The organism is Rhizobium sp. NZLR1 (assembly GCF_017357385.1).
Lineage (GTDB): Bacteria > Pseudomonadota > Alphaproteobacteria > Rhizobiales > Rhizobiaceae > Rhizobium.
Window position 1 is genome coordinate 354,672 of the sequence record NZ_CP071633.1, and the last position, 25,586, is coordinate 380,257.

A 25,586-nucleotide genomic window follows, 5' to 3' on the forward strand; every position below is an offset into this window, starting at 1 on the left:
TCAACCTTTCACGGCAGAGCCGATAAAGGAACTCACGAACCAGCGCTGGAATGCGAGGTAGAGCCCCAGGATCGGGATCATCATTAAAACGGAGGCTGCCATCGCACGATCCCAGTAGATGCTGTCCTGCCCGAAGAAGGTCGCGATGGCGACGGCGATCGGCCGGGCATAGTCCGTCTGCGTCACCAAGATCGGCCAGAGATACTGGTTCCAGGTCTCGATGCCCATGAGGATCGACACGGTGGCGAGCGCAGGCAGGCTGAGCGGCAGGAAGATGGAACGATAGGCCCGGAAAAAAGATGCGCCATCCATCTCGGCGGCTTCCAGCAATTCCTTCGGCAGTTGCGCGAAGAACTGGTAGAGCAGGAAGATATAGAGGGGGCTGGCGATCCACGGCACGATCTGCACCGCGAAGGTATCGGACATTCCCGCCCGCGAGACCATGATAACGAGCGGCATGATGATGCTTTCCTGCGGGATCACATAGAGTGCGATCACGATCGACAGGATGACGGCGCGGCCCCTGAGCGATCCCCAGGCCAGGACAAACGCCGCCATCGAATTGACAATCAGGCCGGAACAGACCGTCGTGACCAGAATGATCAGCGAGTTGATGAGGTAGCGTCCGAAGGCGAGTTCACCCGAGAGGTGGCCGACCTCGGCATAGTTGTTAAGCGTGGGGTTCGAAACCCAGAAGGCCCGGAAGCTGCCCATATCGGCCAGAATTTGGAACCGGTCATCCTTGAGGCTTGCCACGACCAGGAGCAGCAATGGAGAGACGATCACCAATGCGATGATGAAAATGCACGTCGTCTGGATGATACGAAGAACCTTTACGGCGGAACGGGGCCGCGCTGTGCGGGCCTGCGGGATCGAGAGTGCGATATCAGACATCGAAGCGCCTCAGCAGCTGGCGCTGGATCAGCGCGATGACGAGAACGATCACGAACAATATGACCGAAACGGCGGATGCGTAGCCCATCTTCTGCTCTTCGAAGCCGGCGCGGACCATGTAGTGCACCACCGTTTCGGTGCTGCTTTTCGGTCCGCCCTGCGTGAGGATGGCGACCTGGGTATAGAGCTTGAACGCCTGGATGGTGGTGATCACCAGGACAAAGACATGGGTCGGCCGCAGGCCGGGCATGGTCACATGCCAGAAGCGCCGGAAAGCGTTCGCACCGTCGATCTTGGCGGCATCGTAGAGTTCGTCCGGAATGCCCTGGAGGCCGGCGAGATAGACGATCATCTGGAAGCCGTAGGCCTGCCAGGCCGAGAGCAGGACGAGCGAGAACATCGCCCATTGCGGATCGCCGAGCCAATCGATCGGCTGGATCGCTCCGCCTGAGAGAAAGCCGAGGATTTGGTTGAACGGCCCCGTGGGATATTGGAACAGGGTGCCCCAGATGACGCAGACCACGACCATCGAGGTGATCGCCGGCAGGAAGAACATGCCGCGCAGCAGATTGCGGAACGGCAGCTTTTGATGAAGCAGCAGCGCCGTCGCGAAAGCGAGGCCGCACTGCGCTGGAATGATCCAGAAGGTGAAGCGCGCGACGTTCCAAAGGGCGGTCCAGAAAAGATCGTCCTGGAAGATGCGGATGAAATTGTTGAACCAGACGAACCGGACGGGCGTCGGCCGCGGCACCAGAGGCTGGTTGGTCATTGCCGTCCAGAATGACAAGAGGAACGGCAGGATCAGAAAGAGGGTCAACAGGATCATGGCCGGCGCGAGCATGGCGGCTTCCTGCATCAGCCGTCCCTTGTTATGCCGGCGCGCCGGAGCCTTTCGGACGGATGTCGAAGATGTCGATTGTTGCATGACCATGCAACTCCTCCTTTCCAAGCCTAAAGCATGTCGCGCAAAAGTGAGCAGCGGCTTTGCCAGGCAAAGCGCTGAGCGCTTTTGCCGCAAACGACATGCGTAAAAACAAAGAGCTAAAGCGCGAGGAGCGAATCTGAAAGATCGCGACGCGCTTTAGATGCCGGTCGCGCCCTGCGATATCTGCCTGAGACATCGCAGGGGTTCGCCTATCGGCAGCGATCACGCTTATTGCCCGTCGCCGAATGGCGGATAGCCGTCATTGTCCTCGATATCCTGATCGATTTTCTTGGCGGCTGACGTCAGCGCCTCCTTGGGATCGCCGCCATTGAACACCTGGTCGACGGCCTGCATGAAGGCCGAGGTGATTGTGGGATAGGCAGGATGTGGCGGGCGGGCGACGGCCGTCTTCGATGCCTGCTCGAAGGCGATCGCCATCGGGCCGCCAGTGGCATAGAGCGGAGATTCGGCAGCGAAGCTCTTCAAGCCGGGATAGCCCGACTGGCTTGCGGCGAAGGTCCGGAACTCCTTGTCCTTCAGCAGGAAGCTGATGAACTTGCCTGATATCTCGGGATGCGTCGAGGTCTTGGTGACCGCCCAGATCCAGGTGCCATTCGGGCTCGCGCCCTTGGCGCCGAACTTTGGAAGCGGCAGCACGACGATGTTGTCCTTCATGGTCGCGGCGGCCTCCGCATAGACCCAGTGTCCGCCGAGCGCCAGCGCCGCCGGATTGCCTTCGGCAAAGAACTGGTTGGTTCCGGCCGACTGCGGCACGACCCAGCCGTTCTTGACCCATTTCTGCATCATGGCGAGAGCATCGACGCAGGCGTCGCTATCCAGCGTGCCCTCGGATTTCCAAGCCTTGCGGTCGATGAGATCGCAGCCGGCCGATTGCAGGATCGGGCCATAGGCATAGGTGATCCATTCGGTCTTGATGCCGTAGCCGCGGAAGGTATCGATCGGCCACTTCACGCCGTCGAGCTTGGAAAGCTTTTCGAGATAGGTTTCGAATTCTTCCCGAGTCCAGGCATCGTCGACGGATTTCGGGATGCGGGCGCCGATCGCTTCGAGATATTTCTTGTTGCCGTAAAGGACGACCGACGAGTCGGTCAGTCCGAGTGCATAGAGGTCCTTGTCGATCGGGTATGTGCCCTGGGCGATATTGGACTCCGTCATATCGTCGAGGAGGTCCTTGTCGATCAGCGGCTTGATGGGTTGAAGATAGCCCGACCAGACGTAATTGGCGAGGAACGGCGCATCGAGTTCCATGACGTCGGGCAGTTGTTTGGCCATGACGGCCGCGCTGAACTTCTCGTTATAGGCATCGTGCGGCGCATAGATGAACTGCACGTCGACATCGGGGTTGGCCGCCTCGAACCGCTCGGCGACCTTGCCATAGGCGGCGACAAAGCCGGGATCGCCCTGATGCATGACCTGGATTGTGGTTTTCTCGGCTGCCTGGGCCCATGGCGCGGTCAACGCCGAGGACAGGATCAGAGACCAAAGTAAACGTTTACCCATTAGAATTCCTCCTCAATTGGATGGGCCTATCTCAATTTATACGGATGCCCGCTCCACCAGCTGGAACGGCAGTTTCTGCACCCCGACCGGGACCCGGTCTTCGGCAAGCAGGATTTGCGCCGCCTGGCGGCCCATGGCGCGGTGCGGCAGCGCCATGGTGGTCAGCGGCGGGTCGAGACGCGAGGCGATCTCGACCTGGTTGTCGAAACTCGCAATGGCGACATCGTCGGGAATGGCCGCGCCTGTCCGGTGCAGCGCGGCATAGACCTCCATGGCCACGCGGTCATTGCCGCACAGGATGGCATCGGGGCGCCGGGGGCCGTTCATCAGCTCATGCACATGCGTGGCCACGAGGCTGTGCGCCCGGTCGCTGTAGATCGCCTTGCTGACGGCAGGCAAGACGATGGCGCCGGCTCCGTCGATGCCCGCATGATCGAGCGCCTGTCGGAAGCCGAGTTCACGGAGGTCCCCGGCGAGCAGCCCCGGCAGATTGATGAAGGCGATATTGCGCCGGCCGGCATCGATCAGATAGTTGGTAATCTCGAGCGCCGCCCCCGTTTCATCCGGCACCAGCGAGGTCACGCGGTCGTTGGCATCACGGCAGTTGATCATGACGCCGACCGTGTCGGCAAATCCAGGCGGCAGGTCGACGCTCTTGTGATACATGGCGGCATAGGCAATCGCCCGCGGGCGAAAGCGGCGCATCTCGTCGAGGATCGACGCTACGCTGCGATGGCCGCCGAGCGTCATGGCGAAGACGGCCATGTCGGCGGCGCGCACGGCGCCATCGAGCCCCCTGATGATTTCGGTCGCGAAAGGCGAGGTGATCAAGTCGTCCGCGACCAGGCCGACAAGTGGCATCCAGCCTTGCCGCATGCTGCGTGCGGCGAAGTTGGTGACATATCCGAGCTCCGCGGCGATCTCCTTGATCCGCTGGCGGGTGTCTTCCGACATGCGCGCCGAGCCGCCATGCAATGCACCTGACACGGTCTTAACGGAGACACCTGCACGGGCGGCTATGTCGTTGAGTGAGGCGGTCACGGGATCTCTTTTGGGTTATCGATTACCCAAATTGATATCGCGCGTTTTGCAGTAAGTCAAGTTATGATGGAATCGCTGACGCAAATGCCGCCTGCCGGGGGGGTCGGCTCGCGCAATAACCCCGCCGAAGCGGGGTTTTTTGTGGTGAGGCCGATCAGTTGTTATGGGCCGCGCAGGCCTCATCCATCGGTGTGGCGTTGCTGGTGCCGCCCTGGGTCTGGAGATTGGCGGAGTTGTTGACCGGGTTGGGGCACTTGGTCTTGTCCATTTTCATCGTGCCGCCGGTCGTCGAATTGGTCATGGTGGAATCGGTTGCCATCGGCTTTTTAGTCTTCGGGTCGCTGGTTGCACCACCACCCTGATCGGCCTGGTTCTTGTCGATCGTGGCACCGGCCGGCGCCGGATTGGATTGGGCGAAGGCTGAAGTGGCCATGCCGAGGGCGAGAAGCGAAGCTGCTACGAGTTTCATACGCATGTGGTGTCCTCCTTGGGGATCTTTGCGTGCTTGGCCTATCCACAACCTCGCCGGCACAGCATTGTTCCGCTGCTGCGGATAAATGCACGCTACCGTTCGGAAGCCGGGCCGGCCGAGGGTTGAGCGTCAGCAGGAAGGTGGGCGGCGCACCGCTCACATACAGAGTTGAGGCTATTTCGCGTAAAGCGCGCGCGAGCGTTCGAGATGCTTGAGCAGCGCTATTTCCGAGCCGTCCACGTCATTGGCTTCAAGGCGGCCGACGATTTCGTCGTGTTCGGCGAGCGTGAACTTTTCCTTGCCGGTCCAGATCAGCATTTCGGTATGATATTCCTTCAGCCAGGCGAGCATGGCTTCGCTGACGGCGACGTAGATCGGGTTGCCTGAGATTTGGGCGATGCGGGTATGGAACTCCATATCGGCATCGATGAATTCTTCGGGCTGCCCGAGTGACCTGCGCTGGCGCTCGATGATCTCCCTGAGGTCGCCAATATCATTTGCCGAGGCGCGCTGCGCGGCCTCGCGCGCCATGCCGCGCTCGAAGAAGATGCGGGCGCTCTTCAGATGCTCCAGCGAGTCAGCCGATTGTGCCAGCATGATCTTGGCGGTGAGATCGACCTGGCGGAAGATCGACTTTGCCGTCAGCCTCAGAACCTTCGCCCGCTCGCCGTGCGAAATGTTGACGAGACCCTTGTTGGCAAGCGACTGCATGGCCTCGCGGATCGCCGGCCGGCCGACCCCAAAGCGCTCCATCAGCACCCGTTCGGAGGGCATTTCATCGCCGGGCTGAAGCTCGCCTGAGGTGATCAATCGCTCAAGTCGATCAAACACTTCGTCAGAGAGTTTGCGGCGGACGATCTGTTCGAGGGGCTGGGTCATAACATCTCGCTGGCTCAAAATGTCTCCTCCTAACAGTTTTCCGGACCAAGGACAAAGCTTGCGACTGGAAATTTGCACACTCAAAAAATTCGCTTTTCATTGGTTGGAATACTCATTATACCAGATCATGAGTTGACGCCATGGCAATCTGCATTGGCGAGAGGAGCAGCCGTCCGTTTCATGATGATTACCCTGACCTACCGCATCGAAACGGCCGGCAGCGTCGAGGCGATGGCGGACAAGATCGCCAGCGACCAGTCGACCGGAACCTTCGTGCCGGTCCCGGGCGAAACCGAGGAGCTGAAAGCGCGTGTCGCCGCCCGCGTGCTGGCCATCCGGCCGCTCGACGATGCGCGCCATCCGACCTGGCCTGAGGTCGCTGCCGGCACGCTGCTCCGACGCGCCGATGTCGACATCGGCTTTCCGCTGGAGGCGATCGGCACCGATCTCTCGGCCTTGATGACCATCGCGATCGGCGGCGTTTATTCGATCAAGGGCATGACCGGCATTCGCATCGTCGACATGAAGCTGCCCGACGCCTTCAAGAGCGCCCATCCCGGGCCGCAGTTCGGCATTCCTGGAAGCCGCCGCCTCACCGGCGTTGAAGGCCGGCCGATCATCGGAACGATCGTCAAGCCGGCGCTTGGGCTGAGGCCGCACGAGACGGCGGAACTCGTCGGCGAGCTGATTGCGTCAGGCGTCGACTTCATCAAGGACGACGAGAAGCTGATGAGCCCGGCCTACTCGCCGCTCAAGGACCGCGTCGCGGCGATCATGCCGCGCATTCTCGATCACGAGCAGAAGACCGGCAAAAAGGTCATGTATGCCTTCGGCATCTCGCATGCCGACCCCGACGAGATGATGCGCAACCACGACATCGTGGCTGCGGCCGGCGGTAATTGCGCCGTCGTCAACATCAACTCGATCGGCTTCGGCGGCATGAGCTTTCTACGCAAACGCTCGAGCCTGGTGCTGCACGCGCATCGAAACGGCTGGGACGTGCTGACCCGCGATCCGGGCGCCGGCTTGGATTTCAAGGTCTATCAGCAGTTCTGGCGGCTGCTCGGGGTCGATCAGTTTCAGATCAACGGCATCAGGGTCAAATACTGGGAGCCGGACGACAGCTTCGTCTCATCCTTCAAGGCGGTCAGCACGCCGCTGTTCGACGCCGCCGATTGCCCGCTTCCGGTCGCGGGCTCCGGCCAGTGGGGCGGACAGGCGCCGGAAACCTATCGCCGCACCGGCCGCACTGTCGATCTGCTCTATCTCTGCGGCGGCGGCATCGTCAGCCATCCCGGCGGCCCGGCTGCCGGCGTCCGGGCGGTGCAGCAGGCCTGGCAGGCGGCTGTCGCCGACATACCACTTGAGATCTACGCGAGAGATCATCCGGAGCTTGCCGCCTCGATTGCGAAATTCAGCGACGGCAAAGGCGCGTGACCGATATGGATCGACTTCTCGTCAGCTATTACGGGGATGATTTTACCGGCTCGACCGATGTCATGGAGGCGCTCGCCTCGAACGGTGTCGAGACGGCACTCTTCCTCGACATTCCGACGCCGGGATTGCTCGCTCGCTTCAAACACTGCCGGGCGATCGGCATTGCCGGAACGAGCCGCTCCGAGACGCCGGACTGGATGGAGGAGCACCTTGCGCCTGCTTTCGATTGGCTGAAATCGCTCGGCGCTGCCATCTGCCATTACAAGGTCTGCTCGACTTTCGATTCCAGCCCCGAGATCGGCAATATCGGCAAGGCGATCGAAATCGGCCGCACGATATTCGGGCAATCCATTGTGCCAGTTATCGTCGGCGCGCCGCAATTGAAGCGTTATACCGCCTTCGGCAATCTCTTCGCCGCTTATCAGGGCCGCGTCTTCCGCATCGACCGCCATCCCGTCATGAGCCGCCACCCGGTCACGCCGATGGACGAGGCGGACCTTACGGTCCACCTGTCGAAGCAGACCTCCCTCCCCGTCCTGCTTGCCGATCTTGTCACGATCACCGCGGCGGACGCCGATCAACGGATAGACGCGCTAGCGTCGAGCCCGGACGGGATCCTGCTCCTCGATGTCGACTCCGAGGCAACACAGATCGCGGCAGGCGGGCAGATGCTGCGTGTCACCAGCCGCTCGGCAAGCTTTGTCGCCGGCTCCTCGGGGGTCGAATATGCCCTGCTCAGCGCATGGCGGCGGGCCGGCTTGGTCGGCGCGAGCAGCGGCGAATTTCCCGATGTCGGCCCCGTCGACCGCCTCGCCGTCGTCTCGGGTAGCGTCTCGCCGACGACCGAGCGGCAAATCCGCACCGCTGTCGAGAACGGCTTCGAAAGCATTGCGCTCGATCCGCTGACGCTGGTCTCGAATGGCGAAGGCGCCGTGGATGGAGCGATACAGGCAGGCATTCAAAAGCTGAAAGAAGGCAAGAGCGTCATCCTCTACACGGCTCTCGGCCCCTCCGCGGACCGCGGCGCCGATATCGACCGGCTGCCTGGCGCGCGTCACCGGCTGGGAAGCGCGCTTGGCACAATCCTCTGCCGGTTGGTCGAGGCGGAAGGGCTGTCGCGTGCGGTCGTCGCCGGCGGCGACACCTCCAGTCACGCACTCCGGCAATTGAAGATCGACGCGCTGACGACGCTTCTGCCGCTTCCCCAGACGCCGGGGTCGCCGCTGTGCCTCGCCCATGGCGACTTTCCGCCGACCAACGGCCTGCAGATCGCGCTCAAAGGCGGCCAGGTCGGGACGGACGGCTATTTCGCGCAGATCCGCGACGGAAGGAAAAGCTGATGGTCGTCTGGGTCGGCACCAGTTTCAAGATGAACAAGACCGTTGAGGAAGCGCTCGCCTTCGCGCGCCACCTCGCCCAGGCAGACAGCGAACGCGACATCCGCGTGCAGCGCTTCGTCATTCCCGCCTTTACCGCGATGCGCGAGGTCAAGCGTGTGCTGGCCGAGACATCGGTCAAGGTCGGCGCCCAGAACATGCACTGGGAAGACGCCGGCGCCTGGACCGGCGAGATTTCGCCTCTGATGCTGAAGGACTGCGAACTCGATATCGTCGAACTCGGTCATTCCGAGCGGCGCGAGCATTTCGGCGAGACCGACGAAACCGTCGGCCTCAAGGTTTCCGCCGCGATCTGCCATGGCCTGACGCCGCTGATCTGCATCGGCGAGACGTTGCAGGAGCGCCGGGAGGGTCGGGCCGACGCGGTTTTACGGCGGCAGGTCGAGGCCGCCTTGAGGGGCGTCGACGCCGGGGCCGAGGCTCCGGTCCTGCTTGCCTATGAGCCGGTCTGGGCGATCGGCGCCAAGGGTATACCGGCGACCGCCGACTACGCGTCGGAGCGACACGGAAAGATCGCCGAGGTGGCGAAGTCCATTGTTGGACGTGCGGTGCCGGTTCTCTACGGCGGCAGCGTCAATCCGGAAAATTGCGAGGAACTGATCACCGAGGCGCATATCGACGGCCTGTTCATCGGCCGCTCCGCCTGGGGCGTCGACGGTTACCTCGACATTCTTCGCCGCGTCAGCGCGGCGATCGAAAGGTGATTTCCATGCCCGAGGGCGATGAAAGGAAACTGCTATGAAGATTGCAATTGGCGCCGACAGCGCCGGCAAACCGCTCCTGGATGTTATTGCCGCCCATCTCGCCGGCAAGGCGGATCTCGAAGTTCACGATCTCAGTCAGGCCGGCTTCTACGCCGATCTCTCCCAGCGTCTCGCGCAGACGATTGTCGACGGCGAACATCAGCGCGGCATCCTGTTCTGCGGCACCGGCATCGGTGTGTGCATTTCCGCAAACAAGGTGCCGGGCATCCGCGCCGCGCTGACGCACGATACCTATTCGGCGGAACGCGCGGCCAAATCGAACAACGCCCAGATCATCACGATGGGGGCGCGCGTCATCGGGCCGGAACTGGCGAAATCGATCGTCGACGTCTGGCTTGCATCCGAATTCGACCCTGACGGCCCATCGGCAGGCAACGTTGAGGCGATCGACCGGCTCGACGCCGAAAAACATGGGTCTTGAACAACTAAAGTAGTGATATGGTGATTGACTCATCATACCAGTTTATGATCCTATCCAGAACTGAAAAAGTGAGGAAAACATGACCAAGATTGCTCTCTTCGGCGCCGGCGGCAAAATGGGATACCGGCTTGCCAAAAATCTCAAAGGCTCACGCTTCCAGGTGCGCCATGTCGAGGTGAGCGACGCGGGCAAGGCGCGTTTGAAGAACGATCTCGGTCTCGATTGCGTGCCTGTCGAGGCCGCGCTCGACGGCGCTGATGTTGTCATCCTCGCCGTACCGGATACGGCGATCGGCAAGGTCGCAGCCGGCATCGTCGACAAGCTCGCACCCGGCACGATGGTGGTTGCGCTCGATGCCGCCGCTCCCTTTGCCGGCCACCTGCCGAAGCGCGACGACCTCACCTATTTCGTCACCCATCCCTGCCATCCGCCGATCTTCAACGACGAGACGGATATGCAGGCCAAGAAGGACCATTTCGGCGGCCTGTTCGCCAAGCAGCACATCGTCTCAGCGCTGATGCAGGGGCCCGACAGCGCCTATGCACTCGGCGAGGAAATTGCCAAGCTCATCTGGGCGCCGGTCATGCGCTCGCACCGGGTTACTGTCGACCAGCTCGCCATGCTCGAACCCGGCCTTTCCGAAACCGTCTGCGCATCGCTGCTCGTCGTCATGCGCCAGGCCATGGACGAATGCGTGGCGCGCGGCGTGCCTGAACAAGCAGCCCGCGACTTTCTGCTCGGCCATATGAACGTGCTCGGCGCGGTCATCTTCAAGGAGGTCGACGGCGTGTTCTCGGACGCCTGCAACAAGGCGATCGAGTTCGGCATTCCGGCGCTGATGCGCGACGACTGGAAGAACGTATTCGAACCGCAGGAGATCGCCGAGAGCATCCGGCGCATCACCTGAACCGGCCCGGGGAGGCAAGTCCCTCCCCCTCTACCGCCCCGGAGACGGGGCAACCGCTCCGGGGAGAACGGGGCTTCATTCACAACGGGAGGAAAAAATGAAACTGACGCGCAGACTAACACTTGCAGCCTTTGCCGGCGCGCTGGCGCTCGGAACTGCCATGCCGGCCTTTGCGGCCGACCTCATCGCCATCATCACGCCGGCACATGACAACCCCTTCTTCAAGGCCGAAGCCGTCGGCGCCGAAGCCAAGGCGAAGGAACTCGGCTACGAGACCCTCGTCATGACCCATGACGACGACGCCAACAAGCAGTCGGAAATGATCGATACGGCGATCGGGCGCGGCGCCAAGGCGATCATCCTCGACAATGCCGGCGCGGACGCTTCCGTCGCCGCCGTCAAGAAGGCGAAGGATGCCGGCATCCCCTCCTTCCTGATCGACCGCGAAATCAATGCGACCGGCGTTGCCGTCGCCCAGATCGTCTCGAACAACTATCAGGGCGCCCAGCTCGGGGCGCAGGAATTCGTCAAGCTGATGGGCGAGAAGGGCAATTACGTCGAGCTGGTGGGCAAGGAGTCCGACACCAATGCCGGCATCCGCTCACAGGGCTATCACGACGTCATCGACGATTATCCGGAGCTGAAGTCCGTCGCCAAGCAGTCGGCCAACTGGAGCCAGACGGAAGCCTATTCGAAGATGGAAACCATCCTCCAGGCCAACCCCGATATCAAGGGCGTCATCTCCGGCAACGACACCATGGCCATGGGCGCGATCGCAGCCCTTCAGGCGGCCGGCCGCAAGGACGTGATCGTCGTCGGCTTCGACGGCTCCAACGACGTGCGCGACTCCATCAAGTCGGGTGGCATCGAGGCGACCGTGCTGCAGCCCGCCTATGCGCAGGCCCAGTTGGCGGTGGAACAGGCGGACGCCTACATCAAGAACAAGACGACGCCGAAGGAAGAGAAGCAGCTGATGGATTGTGTTCTCGTCAATGCCGACAATGCCGGCAAGCTCGAGACCTTCGCCCTGACGAACTGATCAGCGCCAATTGCGGAGGGTGCAGTGTTGCGCCCTCCGCAATGCATTTTGCAAGACGTCGAGGTTCATCGCATGTTGAGAATGAAGGGCGCCCTGCTAGCCGCCGTCGTGGCGGCGGCCTTGCCCGGCTGCAAGATCATCAAGACGCCGACTACAGAGGAGAAGGCGGCGGCAGCGGCCAAGACCGCTTTCGACCCGAATGCCAAGGTCGAGGCGATCTGGCAGCCTGACGTCGTGCCGTATTTCGAAAAGCGCGCCGGCGAGCTGAAGGACGTCATGCAGCTTGCCGCCTCCAACCCGGATGCCGCCGGCGAGAAATACGGCAATACTCGCAAGCAGAGCAGCTCGCCCTGGACCTATGCGGTGAAGATCACCGGCACGGTCGTTGCGGCCGACACGGCGTCGCGCGCGGCAACGCTCGATCTCGACGCCGATGGCGACGGCAAGGCCGATGCCAAGGTGCAGATCGGGCCGGCGCTGCGCGGCACCGCACTGCGCGACACGCTAGACTTCGTCAATTTCAATGAATTCAAGAACCAGATCGAATGGGCGCAGTTCGGTAAGGCGTTCAACGAGAAGGCCAATGCCGCTGTTCTCTCCGCCGTTCCGCGCGACGGCCTGGCCGGCAAGACGGTGACGGTGATCGGCGCCTTTCCGCTGCCGAAAAGCGGCGAGCTTCCGCTCGTGACACCTTCGGAACTGAAGGTGGGCTCATGACAGCGGCAGAGGCACAAGAGGACGACATCATCCTGCGCCTCGACGATGTGTCGAAGGTCTATTCGGGCATCGTCGCCGTCAAGCGCGCCAATCTGGAGCTGCGCCGCGGCGCGGTGAACGTTCTGGTTGGCGAAAATGGCGCCGGCAAATCGACGCTGATGAAAATCATCGCCGGCGTCGAGCGCCCGACGCTCGGCCGCATCATCCTGGATGGCAAGCCCATATCCTTCGACAGTCCGGCCGACGCGCAGGCCAATGGCATCGGCATGATCTTCCAGGAGCTCAATCTCTTCGCCAACATGTCGGTGGCCGAAAACATTTTCACAAGGCGCGAGATCACCCGCGGCCTGCTCGGCATCGATCACAAGGCGCAGGTCGAAAAGGCCAATGAATTTCTGCGGCGTCTCGATGCCGGCATCGAGGCGGATACGATGGTCGAGGATCTGCCGATCGGCCAGCAGCAACTCGTCGAGATCGCCAAGGCGATGTCGCTCGATGCCCGCATCCTGATCATGGACGAGCCGACCTCCGCGCTTTCGGCGGCGGAAGTCGAAATCCTGTTCAAGGTGATCGCCGAGCTGAAAGCCCACGGTGTGGCGATCGTCTATATCTCGCACCGGCTGGAAGAGCTGATGCGGATCGGCGACTACATCACGGTGCTGCGCGACGGCCAGATCACCGGCCATGCCATGGTGCGCGATATCGACACGCGCTGGATCGTGCGCTCGATGATCGGCTCGGACGCCAAGGATTTTGCAAAATCCGTTACCCATTCCATCGGCCAAGAGGTCTTCCGCGCCGAAAATATCAGCCTTCCCAGGCCGACCGGCGGGCTTGCCGTCAACGATGTCTCCCTGTCGGTCAAGGCAGGCGAGATCCTCGGCATCTACGGCCTGATGGGCGCCGGGCGCAGCGAATTCTTCGAATGCGTGATCGGGCGCCATGCGCATTCGACCGGCAGGATCTTCATCGACGGCAAGGAAGTGCGCGCCCGCGACACCACGCGGCGCATCCGCCGCGGCCTTGCTCTGATCCCAGAAGACCGGCAGCGGGAGGGATTGGTGCAGGTGCTCTCCATCGCCTCCAACCTGACGCTTGCAAGCCTTTCGCGCTTCACCCGGCTCTTCCATATCGACAGCAGCGCGGAAAAGAACGCCATTCAGGAGGCGATCCGCGATCTCTCGATCAAGGCGCCCAATCCGGATTTCGAGGTTACCTCGATGTCCGGCGGCAACCAGCAGAAGGTCGTCATCGGTAAGGCGTTGATGACCAATCCGAAGGTGCTGCTGATGGACGAGCCGAGCCGCGGCATCGATGTCGGCGCCAAGGCAGACGTCTTCCGCACCATGCGCCGGCTGGCGGCAAACGGGCTCGCCATTCTGTTTTCGACCTCCGACCTCGAAGAGGTCATGGCGCTATCCGATCGCATCGCGGTCTTGAGCAACGGCCAGCTGGTCGCTGTCTTCGACAGGGATGAGGCGACTGAGGAAGCGATCATCGCGGCTTCGGCCAAGGGACACGGACATCAAGGGAAACTCGCGTCATGATGGCGGCTACATCTACCACTCTTGCGCCGAAAGGCGCCAACGGCTCCGCGCTTCTGACACTGATGAAGCTCAGGACCTTCATCGCGCTTTTCGCCGTCATCATCTTCTTTGCGATCTTCGCGCCGAACTTCACCTCGACAGCGAACATGATCCTGATGTCGAAACATGTGGCGCTGAACGCCTTCCTGGCGATGGGCATGACCTTCGTCATCATCACCGGCGGCATCGACCTCTCCGTCGGGTCGATCGTCGGGCTGTGCGGCATGGTTGCCGGCGGCCTGATCCTCTACGGCATCGAATTGCCAATCGGCTACACCATCTATTTCAACCTCTTCGAGATCGTGCTGATCACGCTGTCGATCGGCCTTATCATCGGTCTGATCAACGGCCTCTTGATCACCAAGCTTAACGTTGCGCCGTTCATCGCGACACTCGGCACGCTCTATATCGCCCGCGGCCTGGCGCTGTTGTCGTCTGATGGTCAGACCTTTCCGAACCTCGTCGGCCGGCCGGAATATGCCACGACCGGCTTCGACTTCTTCGGCGCGGGACGCATTCTCGGCCTGCCGGTCTCGATCTGGATCCTGATCGTGCTGGCGCTTGTGGCCGCCTATGTCGCCCGCTCGACGCCGATCGGCCGCCACATCTTTGCCGTCGGCGGCAATGAGCGAGCCGCGCGCATGTCCGGTATCCGCGTCGATGTCGTGAAGATCTTCGTCTACATGTTCTCCGGTCTTTGCGCCGCCATCGTCGGCGTCGTCATCTCCTCGGAACTGATGGCCGCCCATCCGGCCACGGGCGAGAGCTTCGAGCTCAATGCGATCGCGGCAGCCGTGCTCGGCGGCACCTCGATGTCGGGTGGCCGCGGCACGATCGGCGGAACGATTATCGGCGCCTTCGTCATAGGCATCCTTTCCGACGGGCTCGTCATGATGGGCGTTTCCTCCTTCTGGCAAATGGTCATCAAGGGTCTCGTCATCATCATCGCCGTGGTCGTCGACCAGGCGCAGCGCCGCCTGCAGCAGCGCGTCACCCTCATGCAAATGGCAAAGGCGGGTTGAGATGACCGAATTGAAAGGCGCGTTGATCGGCTGCGGCTTCTTTGCGATCAACCAGATGCACGCCTGGAGCGATGTCGACGGCGCCACGATTGTCGCGATCTGCGACCGCGATCCGGAGCGGCTGAAGATCGTCGGCGACCAGTTCGGCATCGAGCGCCGCTATAGCGATGCCGAGGCCTTGTTTACCGATGGCGGCTTCGATTTCGTCGATATCGCCACCACCGTCCAGAGCCACCGCGCGCTGGTGGAAATGGCCGCCGGCAATAGGGTGCCGGCCATCTGCCAGAAGCCGTTCGCCAAGACGCTGTCGGATGCGAAGGCGATGGTCGAGGCCTGCCGCAATGCCGGCGTCGCCCTGATGGTGCACGAGAATTTTCGTTGGCAGGCGCCGATCCAGGCGGTTCGCAAGGCGCTCGCTGCCGGCGTGATCGGCACGCCCTTCTGGGGCCGCTTCTCCTTCCGCTCGGGCTACGACGTTTTTTCCGGCCAGCCCTATCTCGCCGAAGGCGAGCGCTTCATCATCGAAGATCTCGGTATTCATACGCTCGACATCGCTCGCTATATCCTCGGCGATGTCAGCTCGCTGACGGCGCGCACCAGGCGGGTCAATCCAAAAATCAAGGGCGAGGACGTCGCGACCATTCTGCTCGATCATGAAAATGGCGCCACCTCGGTCGTCGATGTCAGCTACGCCACCAAGCTTTCCAAAGAGCCGTTCCCGGAGACCCTGATCGAGCTCGATGGCACCGAGGGCACGATCCGCCTGAGTCAGGGTTATGGCCTCGAAATCAACAACGCCGAGGGCACCACCAAAATGGATGTCTCTCCGAAGCTGCTATCATGGGCCTCGCGGCCCTGGCACAATATCCAGGAGAGCGTCTACGCGATCCAGCAGCATTGGGTCGACCAACTCAAGCGCGGCGCGGATCACTCGACGTCAGGGGTCGACAATCTGAAGACCTTCGCCCTTGTCGAGGCTGCCTATGACAGTGCTGCCGGGGGAAAGACCATCGACGTCGGGGCGATGCTGCGATGACGGTCGATGCCTTCCAGCTTTACGGCACCCACGCTCTGGAAACGCCGCCGGTTCGCCTGACGGCCGGAAAGCTGGCCGCCGATCTCGCCGATGGCAATCTCCGCACCATCCGTTACGACGGTGTCGAGGTGCTGCGGGCGATTTCCTATCTCGTTCGCGACCGGGACTGGGGCACCTACAGCCCCCAGATCGCCGATCTCAGGATCGAGCAGGGCGACGACCGTTTCGAAGTCGCTTATCGGGCACGTTGCGAGGCATCCGACGGAACGAGCCTCGTCATCGACGTCCGCATCATCGGATATCAGGACCGGCTCGATTTCGAGGCCGAAGCCACGAGCGAGACCGGCTTCGAGACCAATCGGTGCGGCTTCTGCATCCTGCATCCGATCGTCGGTGTGGCCGGTTCAGCGGCGACGGTCGAGCATGTCGACGGCCGGATCGTCGAGACACGCTTTCCCGATGTGATCGAACCCTGGCAGCCGTTCCAGGATATGCGCGCTATTTCCCATGAGGTCGTGCCCGGAGTTGCGGCGGAATGCCGGATGGAAGGCGACATTTTCGAAATGGAGGATCAGAGGAACTGGTCCGATGCCTCCTACAAGACCTATGTCAGGCCGCTCGCCCTGCCCTGGCCCTATCGGATTTTCGCCAACCAACCGGTTCGGCAGAAGACGTCGCTCATGATCAGCCACGCCAGCCGTTCCGCAGCGGTCTCAGCCGCGACGTCGAGCGATGTCATAAGGCTCGAACTTGGAACACGGACCGGCACCATGCCCGATATCGGCGTGGTCGTTACGCCGCAGGAGGCCGATGCGACGCTCTCGGCCCGGTCCCTCCTGTCGGAGATCGCGCCGCGCGAGCTTGTCTTCCATTTCGATGCGAACGCTGGACATGGCGTCGAAGCGCTGCAGAAATTTGCCGCGATCGCTGCCGCCCATCATGGCCGTACGACGCTGGAGATCGCGCTTGCCTGCAAGTCGTCGCCATCGAGCGAAGCGGCCGAGATTGCCCGCCAGATGCAGCGCGCGGACTTCGAGCCGGAAGCGATCCTGATCTCGCCTTCCGTCGATCGGCAATCGACGCCGCCTGGCAGCAAATGGCCGGACTGCCCTCCCCTCGAAGAGATCTATGCCGCGGCCCGCGCCGCCTTCCCCGGCACTCGCATCGGCGGCGGCATGCTGAGCTATTTCACCGAACTCAACCGCAAGCGCGTGCCGGCCGGCGAGATCGATTTCGTCAGCCATTGCACCAATCCGATCGTGCATGCGGCCGACGATCTCAGCGTCATGCAGACATTGGAAGCGCTGCCGTTCATCACGCGATCCGTCCGCGCGGTCTACGGCGACAAGCCCTATCGCATCGGCCCGTCGACGATCCCGATGCGGCAGAACCCTTATGGTAGCCGCACCATGGACAATCCTGCGGGCGGACGCATCCCGATGGCCAATCGCGACCCGCGCCACAACGGGCGTTTCGCGGAGGCTTTCGCGCTCGGCTACGCGATCCGGGTGCTGGATGCCGATCTCGAATGCCTGACGCTTTCGGCACTGACCGGCCCTTTCGGCCTGATCGCCGGCCCGGATGAACCGGTCGAGCAAGGCGGGCGGCGGCCGCTGTTCAACACGGTGCGGACCTTGTCGGCCCTCGCCGGCGCGTCCTGGCAGGAATGCGTCTCGTCTTCGCCGTCCGAAGTGCTGTCCTTCGTGGCGCGGGATGCCGCAGGCGCCAGGATCTATGTGGTCAATCTGACCAGCGAAGAGCGAAGGGTCGACGGCGGCGCACTGGATAAAGAGCTGCGGCTCGCGCCTTTCGGGACTGTCGTCTTGCCGCGGGCGGATTGACGTCCGGCGCGCCAGCCGCATCTATGCAGTCGGAGCTCGTTCTGGGGAGGATCGGCGTGAAGACGAAGAAGCTTATCAATGCAGGCGCAGATGCCGTCGATGAGATGCTGCAAGGCGTTCTCGCGGCCCATCCCGGGCACCTTTATGCCGTGGACGACATGCCGCGCGCCATCATTGCCCGAAACGGACCGCGCAAGGGCAAGGTCGGGCTGGTGATCGGCGGCGGGTCCGGGCACGAACCGACATTCCTCGGCTATGTCGGCAGAGGGCTGGCGGATGCCGCCGCGATCGGCAATGTCTTCGCCTCGCCGCCCCCCGATCCGATCATCGCCTGCGCCAAAGCCGTCGACGGCGGCGCCGGCGTGCTCTTCATGTACGGCAATTATGCCGGCGACGTCATGAACTTCGACATGGCCGCCGAAATGCTGGCGCTTGACGAGATCGAGGTGCGCACCGTCCTGACCACCGACGATGTCGCGTCCGCCCCCGCCGATCAGAGGGACAGGCGGCGCGGCGTGGCGGGCAATGTCTTCATCTTCAAGGCCGCTGGTGCTGCCTGCGATCTTCTCTATTCCTTCGACGAGGTCGAGCGCGCCGCCCGCCATGCCAATGCGCGAACCTATACGATGGGTGTGGCGCTCGCGCCTTGTTCGCTGCCGCAGACCTTGAAACCGAATTTCCTGATCGGCGACGGCGAGATGGAGATCGGCATGGGCATCCATGGCGAGCCCGGCATGGCTCGCGAGCCGCTGAAGGCGGCCGACGCGGTGACCGACGAACTGATGGACAGCATCCTCCGCGAGATGAAGGCAGAACGGGGCGACCGTGTCGCCGTGCTCGTCAACTCGCTGGGCTCCACGCCGATGATGGAGCTCTACATCATGATGCGGCGCGTGAAGGCGCGGCTCGACGAGGCGGGGCTTGTCATCCATAGCTCGCTCGTCGGGAATTACTGCACTTCGCTCGAAATGGCCGGCGCTTCGGTGACGCTCATGCACCTCGACGACGAGCTTCAGCGGCTAATCGACCATCCCTGCGATTGCGCCATGTTTACGAGGTGATCGATGCTGATCACGACGAAAGACCTGCAGCACCTCTTTGCCTTGATCGCCGAGGGCATCGCCGCGCAGCGCGATCATCTCTGCGAGTTGGATGGCGCCATCGGCGACGGAGATCACGGCCTTGCCATGGACGCCGGCTGTGAAGCCGCCGCCAAGGCCGTCGGCGGGCTCGATGCCGCGCAGACTGCGCCGACGCCTGCCTTCAACGCTGCGGCAAAGGCATTTCTGAATGCGGTCGGCGCGTCATCGGGCCCGCTCTATGCCACCGCCTTTATGCGCGCAGGCGCTTCGGTCAAGGACAGGTCTAACCTGAGCGATGACAATTTTGTGCGGGCTTTCGCGGCGATGGCGCAAGGCATTCAGGAACGCGGCAAGGCGGAGCCCGGCGAAAAGACCATGGTCGACGCCTGGAAGCCGGCGGCCGATGCGGCGCTCAAGGCCTGGGCGTCGGGAACCGCCCTTCCTGAATGCTTCGACATGGCGGAGCGGGCAGCGCGCCAAGGCTGCGAAGCGACCCGGGATATGACGGCGGCCAAGGGGCGGGCATCGCGGCTGGGGAAACGAGCGATCGGCCATATCGACCCCGGAGCGGCCTCGGCCGTCATCATCATCACCGCGATCGCAAAATTCGTTCGGCAGCATGATGGTTATCTCATCATACCAGTTGACATGTGAATGACTATCTGCAACAAGGGGGCCGCTTATCAAGAGGAGGACGGTAATGCTGACCCTATCCGCGAAATTGAAGACTGCGAGCATCGTCGCGATCGCCATGGCGTCTTTCGCCGCGACGCCGGTTCTTGCCGAAGACATCACGCTCTGGACCCTCAACTTCGACAACAACGCCGCCAACGGCGCGCTCAAGAAGGTTGCGACGGATTTTGAAGCGGCAAACCCGGGAACCCATGTCGAGATCGTTCAGCGCGCCGTCGACGAGCATAAGACGGCGCTCCGCGTCGCGGCCGGTTCCGACAAAGGCCCCGACATTTATTTCAGCTGGGCGGGCCTCGGCCTTGGCGGCGAATATGTGAAGGCCGGTCTCTCCCTGCCGCTCGACAAATATTATGCCGAATATAAATGGAACGACGAATTGCTGCCCGCCGCTGCGGCTTTCGCCGACCTCTATCCGGGTGGCAAGCATGGCGTTCCCTTCACCTTCAAGGGCGAAGCCGTCTATTACAACAAGAAGCTTTTCGAACAGGCCGGCATCAAGGAAGAGCCGAAGACCTATGAGGAATTTCTCGCCGCGGCCGACAAGCTGAAAGCCGCCGGCATCCCTGCCTTCACCTTCGGTGGCACGGTCAACTGGCACGTCATGCGCCTGATGGACGTCATCCTCGAAACCAAGTGCGGCGCCGAAAAGCATGATGCACTGAAGGCTATGACGCTGGATTGGACCAAGGAACCCTGTGCGACGGAGGCCTTCGCCGAGTTTGCGAAGTGGACGAAGGATTATACGCTGCAGCCGTTCATGGGCATCGACAACAAGCAGTCCTACAGCCTCTTCACCGCAGGCCGCGCGGCGATGATGCTCGAAGGCGACTGGTTGGTCAGCCAGCTCAACGGCTCCGGCGCCAATCTCGACGATTACGGCATCTTCCCCTTCCCGACCAATACCGACCGTCTCTATGGCTTCGCCGAGTACAATTACATCAGCACCAAGAGCAAAAATCCTGACACCGCCGCGAAATTCCTCGACTATTTCCTGTCGACGAAGGTGCAGCAGGATCTGCTCGGCCAGCTGAGCTCGACTTCCGTCAACAAGAACGTGCAGTACGCCAACCAGAAGCCGCTCGAGGCGGAATGGCTGGGGATCTTCCAGAAATTCGGCAAGGTCTACATGAACGGCGATCAGGCCTTCCCGCTCGATGTCACGACGGAATATTTCCGTGTCATCAACGACGTCGCCTCCGGCAACACCGAGCCGGCCGACGCGGTCAAGCAGCTGCAGAGCTTCATCGCAAGCAGAAGCTGATTCCTTCCAAGGCGCCATTCGATCGACCGCTGAGTTGATCGGCTGGCACATTCTTTCATCAGCTGGCGGCTGCTTTGCCCTCAGGAGGAAAGCATGTCACTTCGACAATCGACTCATGATCCGCGCGTGCAAGCGGCGATCCTGCTGGTGCCGGCGCTGGCGATCTATGCGGTCTTTGCGCTCTACCCGATGCTCAACGTCGTCATCCTGAGCTTCCAGAAGTGGAACGGGCTGGATGCCAACCGGCAATTCGTGGGCATTGCCAATTATTCGGCGATCTTCACCCGGGACCCGGTCTTCTGGGTTGCCTTCCGCAACACGGTGATCTGGACTTTGATGAGCCTGATCTTCCCGCCGATGGTCGGACTGCTCCTGGCGCTCAGCCTCAATCAGAAGATCTTCGGCCGCAACGGCCTGAGGGCGATTTTCTATCTGCCCGTCATCATCGCGCCGATCGCCGTCGCCACCATGTGGAAATGGATGTACGATCCCTTCTTTGGCCTGTTCGCCCAGCTGCTGACCTCCTGGGGCATGCAGAGCTGGATCAAGGACTGGCTCGGCAACAGGGATATCGCCCTCTATTCCGTCTTCGTCGCCTATCTCTGGCAGACGGTGGGTTTCTCGATGGTGCTGTTCCTGGCCGGCCTGCAGAATGTCTCGCAGACGCTGGTGGAGGCCGCGCGCATCGACGGCGCCGGCCGCTGGGCGGTGTTCAAGCATGTGACGCTGCCGGCATTGCGCCCGACGATCACCATCGTTCTCGTTCTTTCGATCATCTCCTCGCTGAAGGCCTTCGATATCGTCTACGGCCTGACCGGCGGCGGGCCGGCGCAGTCCACCCAGATGCTGGCGCTCTGGGCCTTCACGCAGGCCATGCAGATCTTCGATTTCGGCCGGGGTGCGGCGATCTCCGTCGTCCTGCTGCTGATCACCATGGCCGTCGTCATTCCCTATTTGAGATGGACCCAGAAGCACGAGGAGGTCGAATCGTGACAGCAGTGCCGAGCGATACCGCCGCCGTGCATCTCGAAGTCCAGCCGTCGTCGATGAAGCGCGATCCCGTTCTGATCGGCCTCTGGATCACGCTTATCATCGTCGCCCTCGTCTGGGTCGCGCCCTTCGTGTTCATCGTCTTTACCTCGCTGAAGACGCCGGCGGCGGTGACGAGCACCGGCGCCTTCATGCCGCCGACCCAGCTTGCCTATGACAATTACAGCGCTGCCTGGAGCCGCGGCAATTTCGCCAACTCCTTTCTGAACAGCGTCGTCATCACCGTCATCAAGGTGCCGCTCGGCCTGTTCCTGTCGGCCATGGCCGCCTATGCTCTGGCCAAGATCAAGCTGAAGATCAGCAAGGCCCTGCTGCTCGTCGTCGTCTTCGGCACGATGATCCCCTTCCAGGTGATGCTGGCGCCGCTCTTCACCCTGGTCAATTCCTTCGGCCTGATCGACACCTATCCCGGCGTCATCCTTCCCTATATCGCCTTTGGCGTTCCCTATCAGGTCTTCATCCTGCATGGCTTCTTCAAGGGCATTCCCAAGGAGCTGTCGGAAGCGGCCCTGATCGACGGCGCAACCCACTTCACCATCTTCCGGCGGATCTTCCTACCGGTGTGCCTGCCCGTGCTTGCCGCGCTGCTCATCCTCGATTTCGTTTCCACCTGGAACGAATTCGCCATGGCGCTGGTGCTGCTGCAGGACCAGCACATGTGGACATTGCCGCTCGGCCTGATGTCATTCCAGGGGCAGTTCTCCAGCAATTACGGCCAGCTCAACGCGGCGATCGTCATGACCGTTCTGCCGGCGACGATCGTCTATCTCATGTTCCAGCGCTACTTCGTCTCCGGCCTCACCTCCGGCGCCGTCAAGGGCTGATCGCGAAATCTTATCTCACGAGGAGAGACAGAATGTCTGATGCAACAGTCGAAAAATGGGGTGTGTTCGAGGCCGCCTTCGAGGGGCCGGCCGGCGGCAATCCCTATCTCGACGTGGCATTCGATGCCGTGTTCACCCAGAAGAGCCGCGATGTGCGCGTACCGGGCTTCTATGACGGCAACGGCACTTATCGCATCCGTTTCATGCCCGACAGTGAGGGTGAGTGGTCGTTCAAGACGCGCTCCAAGACCGCGGCCCTCGACGGCAAGACCGGTGTTTTGACCGCGACCGCACCTTCGGCCGGCAATCACGGCCCGGTGCGCGTGCGCAACAAATTCCACTTCGCCTATGCCGACGGCACGCCGTTCCTCTCCTTCGGAACAACCTGCTACGCCTGGACGCACCAGCCGCTCGACATGCAGAAGCAGACGCTGGAAACCCTCAAGACGGCGCGTTTCAACAAGATGCGCATGGGCGTGTTTCCAAAGGACTATCCCTATAATGTCAACGAGCCGCTGCATGCCTGCTTCGAACGCGGCGCGGATGGCGGCCAAGATTTCGACCGGCCCAACCCCGCCGCCTTCCAGCATTTCGAAAAGCAGGTCGCGGCGCTTTGCGAACTCGGCATCGAGGCCGATATCATCATCTTCCACCCCTATGACCGCTGGGGCTATGCCGACATGTCGGCCGCGCAGGATTTCCGCTATGTCGAATATCTGGCCGCGCGTCTTTCCGCCTGCCGGAACGTCTGGTGGTCGCTCGCCAATGAATATGATTTCCTCATCGACACCAAACCGATGGCGCAGTGGGACCGCTACTTCCACATCCTGGAGGAAAACGACCCCTACCAGCACCTGCGTTCCATCCACAATGGCGACGTTACGGCGAATTTCGATCATCGCAAGCCGTGGGTCACGCATAGCTGCATTCAGAACCCTGACGTCAAGCGCACCCAGGAATGGCGCGATGCCTATGGCAAGCCTGTCGTCAACGACGAGCCGGAATATGAGGGCGACATCCTGCAGTCATGGGGCAATCTCCATGCGGGGGAACTCGTGCATCGCTTCTGGATCACCATGGCGCGCGGCGGTTATGCCGGCCATGGCGAGACCTATTCCCATCCCGAGGATCTGATCTGGTGGGCCAAGGGCGGCGAGCTGCGCGGCGAGGCCTGGAAGCGCATCGGCTTCCTTCGCGATCTGCTGGAGGCCGACGTCAAACATGGGCTCGAGCCGCTCGGTATCATCGGCGAATGGCCCTGGTCGCGGGTATCGGGCGCGCGTGACGGCGACGGCGATTTCCGGCTGATCTATTTCGGCGAACATCAGCCGGTCATCTGGTCCACTGGCCTGCCTGTCGATGGCGACGATTACGATGTCGATATCATCGACACCTGGGAGATGACGATCACGCCGGCTGAAAAGGTGGCCGCGCCCGTTCCGCATCCGACCCGCCATGGCTCGATCGTGCGCGGCGGCAAGCCGGACGCGGCCTTCGGCGTCAAAATCCCGCCCAAGCCATACCAGGCGCTGCGCGTGCGCCGGCGCGGGAAGAACTAATCAAGGGGTCCAAAATGTCAGGCTTGAGCATCAGAAACGTCAAGAAATCCTTCGGCACCGTCGATATTATTCATGGTGTCGACGTCGAGATCGCCGATGGTGAATTCACCATTCTCGTCGGCCCCTCCGGCTGCGGCAAGTCGACCTTGCTGCGCATGATCGCCGGGCTCGAAGACGTCACCGGCGGCCAGATCAGCATCGACGGCCGGGTGGTGAACAATCTGCAGCCGAAGGATCGCGATATCGCGATGGTCTTCCAGAACTACGCGCTGTACCCACAGATGACCGTCTCCCAGAACATGGGCTTCGCGCTGGAGCTTGCCGGCGCCAAGCGGCCTGAGATCGAGAAGAAGGTCGGCGAAGCCGCCGCTATTCTCGGCTTGCAGCCGCTTCTCCACCGCAAGCCGGCCCAGCTTTCCGGTGGGCAACGCCAGCGCGTCGCCATGGGCCGCGCCATCGTTCGTGATCCCAAAGTCTTTCTGTTCGACGAGCCGCTCTCCAATCTCGATGCGAAACTGCGTGTAAAGATGCGGGCGGAGATCAAGGCCCTGCACCAGCGGCTGAAGACCACCATCGTCTACGTCACCCATGACCAGATCGAAGCCATGACCATGGCCGACAAGATCGTCGTGCTGCATGCCGGCCGCGTCGAGCAGATCGGCAGCCCGCTCGAGCTCTATGACAGGCCGCGCAACATCTTCGTCGCCGGTTTCCTCGGCTCCCCCGCCATGAATTTTCTCGAAGGGACGATCGACGATGGGGGAAAGCCGGCATTGGCGCTGTCCAGCGGTTCGCGCGTAGCGCTCTCGCGGGCGCCGGCCAATTCCGCCAAACGGCCGCTGACACTCGGCATCCGTCCCGAAGACATCGCCTTCGGCGACGAGAACGGGGTGGATGCCGTGGTCAAGGTGGTCGAACCGACAGGATCGGAAACCCATGTCGCCGTGGAAGTCGACGGCCGGGAGCTGACATGGGTCGTGCGCGAACGTGTCGAGCTCGTCCCGGAACAGCCGGTGAAGCTTTCCTTCGAAACCTCCAAGGTTCATTTCTTCGACCGGCAGACGCAGCAGCGATTGAACGCCTGACGACAGTTTGCGCGCAATCGGCGAACGCGAAATCGGTGTCGGGTGCGCTGGACGATGCCTCATCTGGCAGACGAAATGGTGACTTGTCATCTCGAAATTTCGCCGATAGGTTGTTGGCGAACGACGAGGTAGC

General features: G+C 62.0%; 25 protein-coding genes. 18 read left to right on the forward strand and 7 right to left on the reverse strand.

The features are described 5' to 3' along the window. The 7 genes from J3O30_RS24100 to J3O30_RS24130 all read right to left on the reverse strand — a co-directional run bounded on the left by J3O30_RS24100 (nucleotide 1) and on the right by J3O30_RS24130 (nucleotide 5,732). Nucleotides 1–894, reverse strand: a complete 894-nt coding sequence (locus tag J3O30_RS24100) for a carbohydrate ABC transporter permease (protein ID WP_207585085.1) — start codon at nucleotides 892–894, stop codon at nucleotides 1–3. Next, a complete protein-coding gene (locus J3O30_RS24105; RefSeq protein ID WP_207585086.1) occupies nucleotides 887–1,825 on the reverse strand; it encodes a sugar ABC transporter permease in 939 nt (312 codons plus the stop codon). Before J3O30_RS24105 ends, J3O30_RS24100 begins: the two co-directional genes overlap by 8 nt. After that, complete coding sequence (locus J3O30_RS24110; RefSeq protein ID WP_207585207.1) at nucleotides 1,764–2,015, reverse strand: hypothetical protein; 252 nt, start codon at nucleotides 2,013–2,015, stop codon at nucleotides 1,764–1,766. The genes J3O30_RS24105 and J3O30_RS24110 overlap by 62 nt, the downstream gene beginning before the upstream one ends. Nucleotides 2,016–2,047: 32 nt before the next feature. Beyond that, nucleotides 2,048–3,340, reverse strand: a complete 1,293-nt coding sequence (locus tag J3O30_RS24115) for a sugar ABC transporter substrate-binding protein (protein ID WP_207585087.1) — start codon at nucleotides 3,338–3,340, stop codon at nucleotides 2,048–2,050. 36 nt (nucleotides 3,341–3,376) lie between these two features. Then, nucleotides 3,377–4,381 carry a LacI family DNA-binding transcriptional regulator gene (locus J3O30_RS24120; RefSeq protein ID WP_207585088.1) on the reverse strand — a complete coding sequence of 335 codons (1,005 nt, stop codon included), beginning with the start codon at nucleotides 4,379–4,381 and terminating at the stop codon, nucleotides 3,377–3,379. 154 nt (nucleotides 4,382–4,535) lie between these two features. Further along, nucleotides 4,536–4,856 carry a hypothetical protein gene (locus J3O30_RS24125; RefSeq protein ID WP_207585089.1) on the reverse strand — a complete coding sequence of 107 codons (321 nt, stop codon included), beginning with the start codon at nucleotides 4,854–4,856 and terminating at the stop codon, nucleotides 4,536–4,538. A gap of 171 nt (nucleotides 4,857–5,027) precedes the next feature. Next, nucleotides 5,028–5,732: a transcriptional regulator NanR gene (locus J3O30_RS24130; protein WP_207585090.1), complete on the reverse strand. Its 705-nt coding sequence runs from the start codon at nucleotides 5,730–5,732 to the stop codon at nucleotides 5,028–5,030. A 180-nt stretch (nucleotides 5,733–5,912) separates the two neighbouring features. Here J3O30_RS24130 and oiaX point away from each other — a divergent pair, with 180 nt between their 5' ends. From oiaX to ugpC, 18 genes are all read left to right on the forward strand, one after another. Next, complete coding sequence (oiaX, locus tag J3O30_RS24135; RefSeq protein ID WP_207585091.1) at nucleotides 5,913–7,169, forward strand: 3-oxo-isoapionate-4-phosphate decarboxylase OiaX; 1,257 nt, start codon at nucleotides 5,913–5,915, stop codon at nucleotides 7,167–7,169. 5 nt (nucleotides 7,170–7,174) lie between these two features. Further along, on the forward strand, nucleotides 7,175–8,509 hold the full coding sequence (locus tag J3O30_RS24140) for a four-carbon acid sugar kinase family protein (RefSeq protein ID WP_207585178.1): 1,335 nt from the start codon (nucleotides 7,175–7,177) through the stop codon (nucleotides 8,507–8,509). Beyond that, complete coding sequence (locus J3O30_RS24145; protein ID WP_207585092.1) at nucleotides 8,509–9,270, forward strand: triose-phosphate isomerase; 762 nt, start codon at nucleotides 8,509–8,511, stop codon at nucleotides 9,268–9,270. Before J3O30_RS24140 ends, J3O30_RS24145 begins: the two co-directional genes overlap by 1 nt. 34 nt (nucleotides 9,271–9,304) lie before the next feature. Further along, nucleotides 9,305–9,751 carry an RpiB/LacA/LacB family sugar-phosphate isomerase gene (locus J3O30_RS24150; protein ID WP_207585093.1) on the forward strand — a complete coding sequence of 149 codons (447 nt, stop codon included), beginning with the start codon at nucleotides 9,305–9,307 and terminating at the stop codon, nucleotides 9,749–9,751. A 79-nt stretch (nucleotides 9,752–9,830) separates the two neighbouring features. Next, the gene (locus J3O30_RS24155) at nucleotides 9,831–10,658 is read left to right on the forward strand and encodes a phosphogluconate dehydrogenase C-terminal domain-containing protein (protein WP_207585094.1); all 828 of its coding nucleotides are present in this window, start codon (nucleotides 9,831–9,833) and stop codon (nucleotides 10,656–10,658) included. Nucleotides 10,659–10,755: 97 nt separating this feature from the next. Next, nucleotides 10,756–11,697, forward strand: coding sequence for a D-ribose ABC transporter substrate-binding protein (locus J3O30_RS24160; protein WP_207585095.1), 942 nt, complete (start codon nucleotides 10,756–10,758; stop codon nucleotides 11,695–11,697). Between the two features lie 72 nt (nucleotides 11,698–11,769). Then, nucleotides 11,770–12,414 (forward strand): DUF2291 domain-containing protein, encoded by a 645-nt coding sequence (locus J3O30_RS24165; protein ID WP_207585096.1) that lies wholly within the window; start codon nucleotides 11,770–11,772, stop codon nucleotides 12,412–12,414. Beyond that, nucleotides 12,411–13,961 (forward strand): sugar ABC transporter ATP-binding protein, encoded by a 1,551-nt coding sequence (locus tag J3O30_RS24170; RefSeq protein ID WP_207585097.1) that lies wholly within the window; start codon nucleotides 12,411–12,413, stop codon nucleotides 13,959–13,961. Before J3O30_RS24165 ends, J3O30_RS24170 begins: the two co-directional genes overlap by 4 nt. Then, a complete protein-coding gene (locus J3O30_RS24175) occupies nucleotides 13,958–15,022 on the forward strand; it encodes an ABC transporter permease (protein WP_207585098.1) in 1,065 nt (354 codons plus the stop codon). Before J3O30_RS24170 ends, J3O30_RS24175 begins: the two co-directional genes overlap by 4 nt. A 1-nt stretch (nucleotide 15,023) precedes the next feature. Next, nucleotides 15,024–16,058, forward strand: coding sequence for a Gfo/Idh/MocA family oxidoreductase (locus J3O30_RS24180; RefSeq protein WP_207585099.1), 1,035 nt, complete (start codon nucleotides 15,024–15,026; stop codon nucleotides 16,056–16,058). Next, nucleotides 16,055–17,899, forward strand: a complete 1,845-nt coding sequence (locus J3O30_RS24185) for a hypothetical protein (protein WP_207585100.1) — start codon at nucleotides 16,055–16,057, stop codon at nucleotides 17,897–17,899. The genes J3O30_RS24180 and J3O30_RS24185 overlap by 4 nt, the downstream gene beginning before the upstream one ends. Before the next feature lie 56 nt (nucleotides 17,900–17,955). After that, nucleotides 17,956–18,960 carry a dihydroxyacetone kinase subunit DhaK gene (locus J3O30_RS24190; protein WP_207585101.1) on the forward strand — a complete coding sequence of 335 codons (1,005 nt, stop codon included), beginning with the start codon at nucleotides 17,956–17,958 and terminating at the stop codon, nucleotides 18,958–18,960. 3 nt (nucleotides 18,961–18,963) lie between these two features. After that, nucleotides 18,964–19,635, forward strand: a complete 672-nt coding sequence (dhaL, locus tag J3O30_RS24195) for a dihydroxyacetone kinase subunit DhaL (RefSeq protein ID WP_207585102.1) — start codon at nucleotides 18,964–18,966, stop codon at nucleotides 19,633–19,635. Between the two features lie 46 nt (nucleotides 19,636–19,681). Next, nucleotides 19,682–20,935, forward strand: a complete 1,254-nt coding sequence (locus tag J3O30_RS24200; protein WP_207585103.1) for an ABC transporter substrate-binding protein — start codon at nucleotides 19,682–19,684, stop codon at nucleotides 20,933–20,935. A gap of 93 nt (nucleotides 20,936–21,028) precedes the next feature. After that, entirely contained in the window at nucleotides 21,029–21,928 is a 900-nt protein-coding gene (locus J3O30_RS24205; RefSeq protein WP_207585104.1) for a sugar ABC transporter permease, read from the forward strand. Continuing rightward, nucleotides 21,925–22,809: a carbohydrate ABC transporter permease gene (locus J3O30_RS24210; RefSeq protein WP_207585105.1), complete on the forward strand. Its 885-nt coding sequence runs from the start codon at nucleotides 21,925–21,927 to the stop codon at nucleotides 22,807–22,809. Before J3O30_RS24205 ends, J3O30_RS24210 begins: the two co-directional genes overlap by 4 nt. 32 nt (nucleotides 22,810–22,841) lie before the next feature. Next, a complete protein-coding gene (locus tag J3O30_RS24215) occupies nucleotides 22,842–24,368 on the forward strand; it encodes a DUF5060 domain-containing protein (RefSeq protein WP_207585106.1) in 1,527 nt (508 codons plus the stop codon). Nucleotides 24,369–24,382: 14 nt separating this feature from the next. Then, a complete protein-coding gene (gene ugpC, locus J3O30_RS24220) occupies nucleotides 24,383–25,453 on the forward strand; it encodes a sn-glycerol-3-phosphate ABC transporter ATP-binding protein UgpC (RefSeq protein ID WP_207585107.1) in 1,071 nt (356 codons plus the stop codon). Nucleotides 25,454–25,586 lie beyond the last annotated feature (133 nt).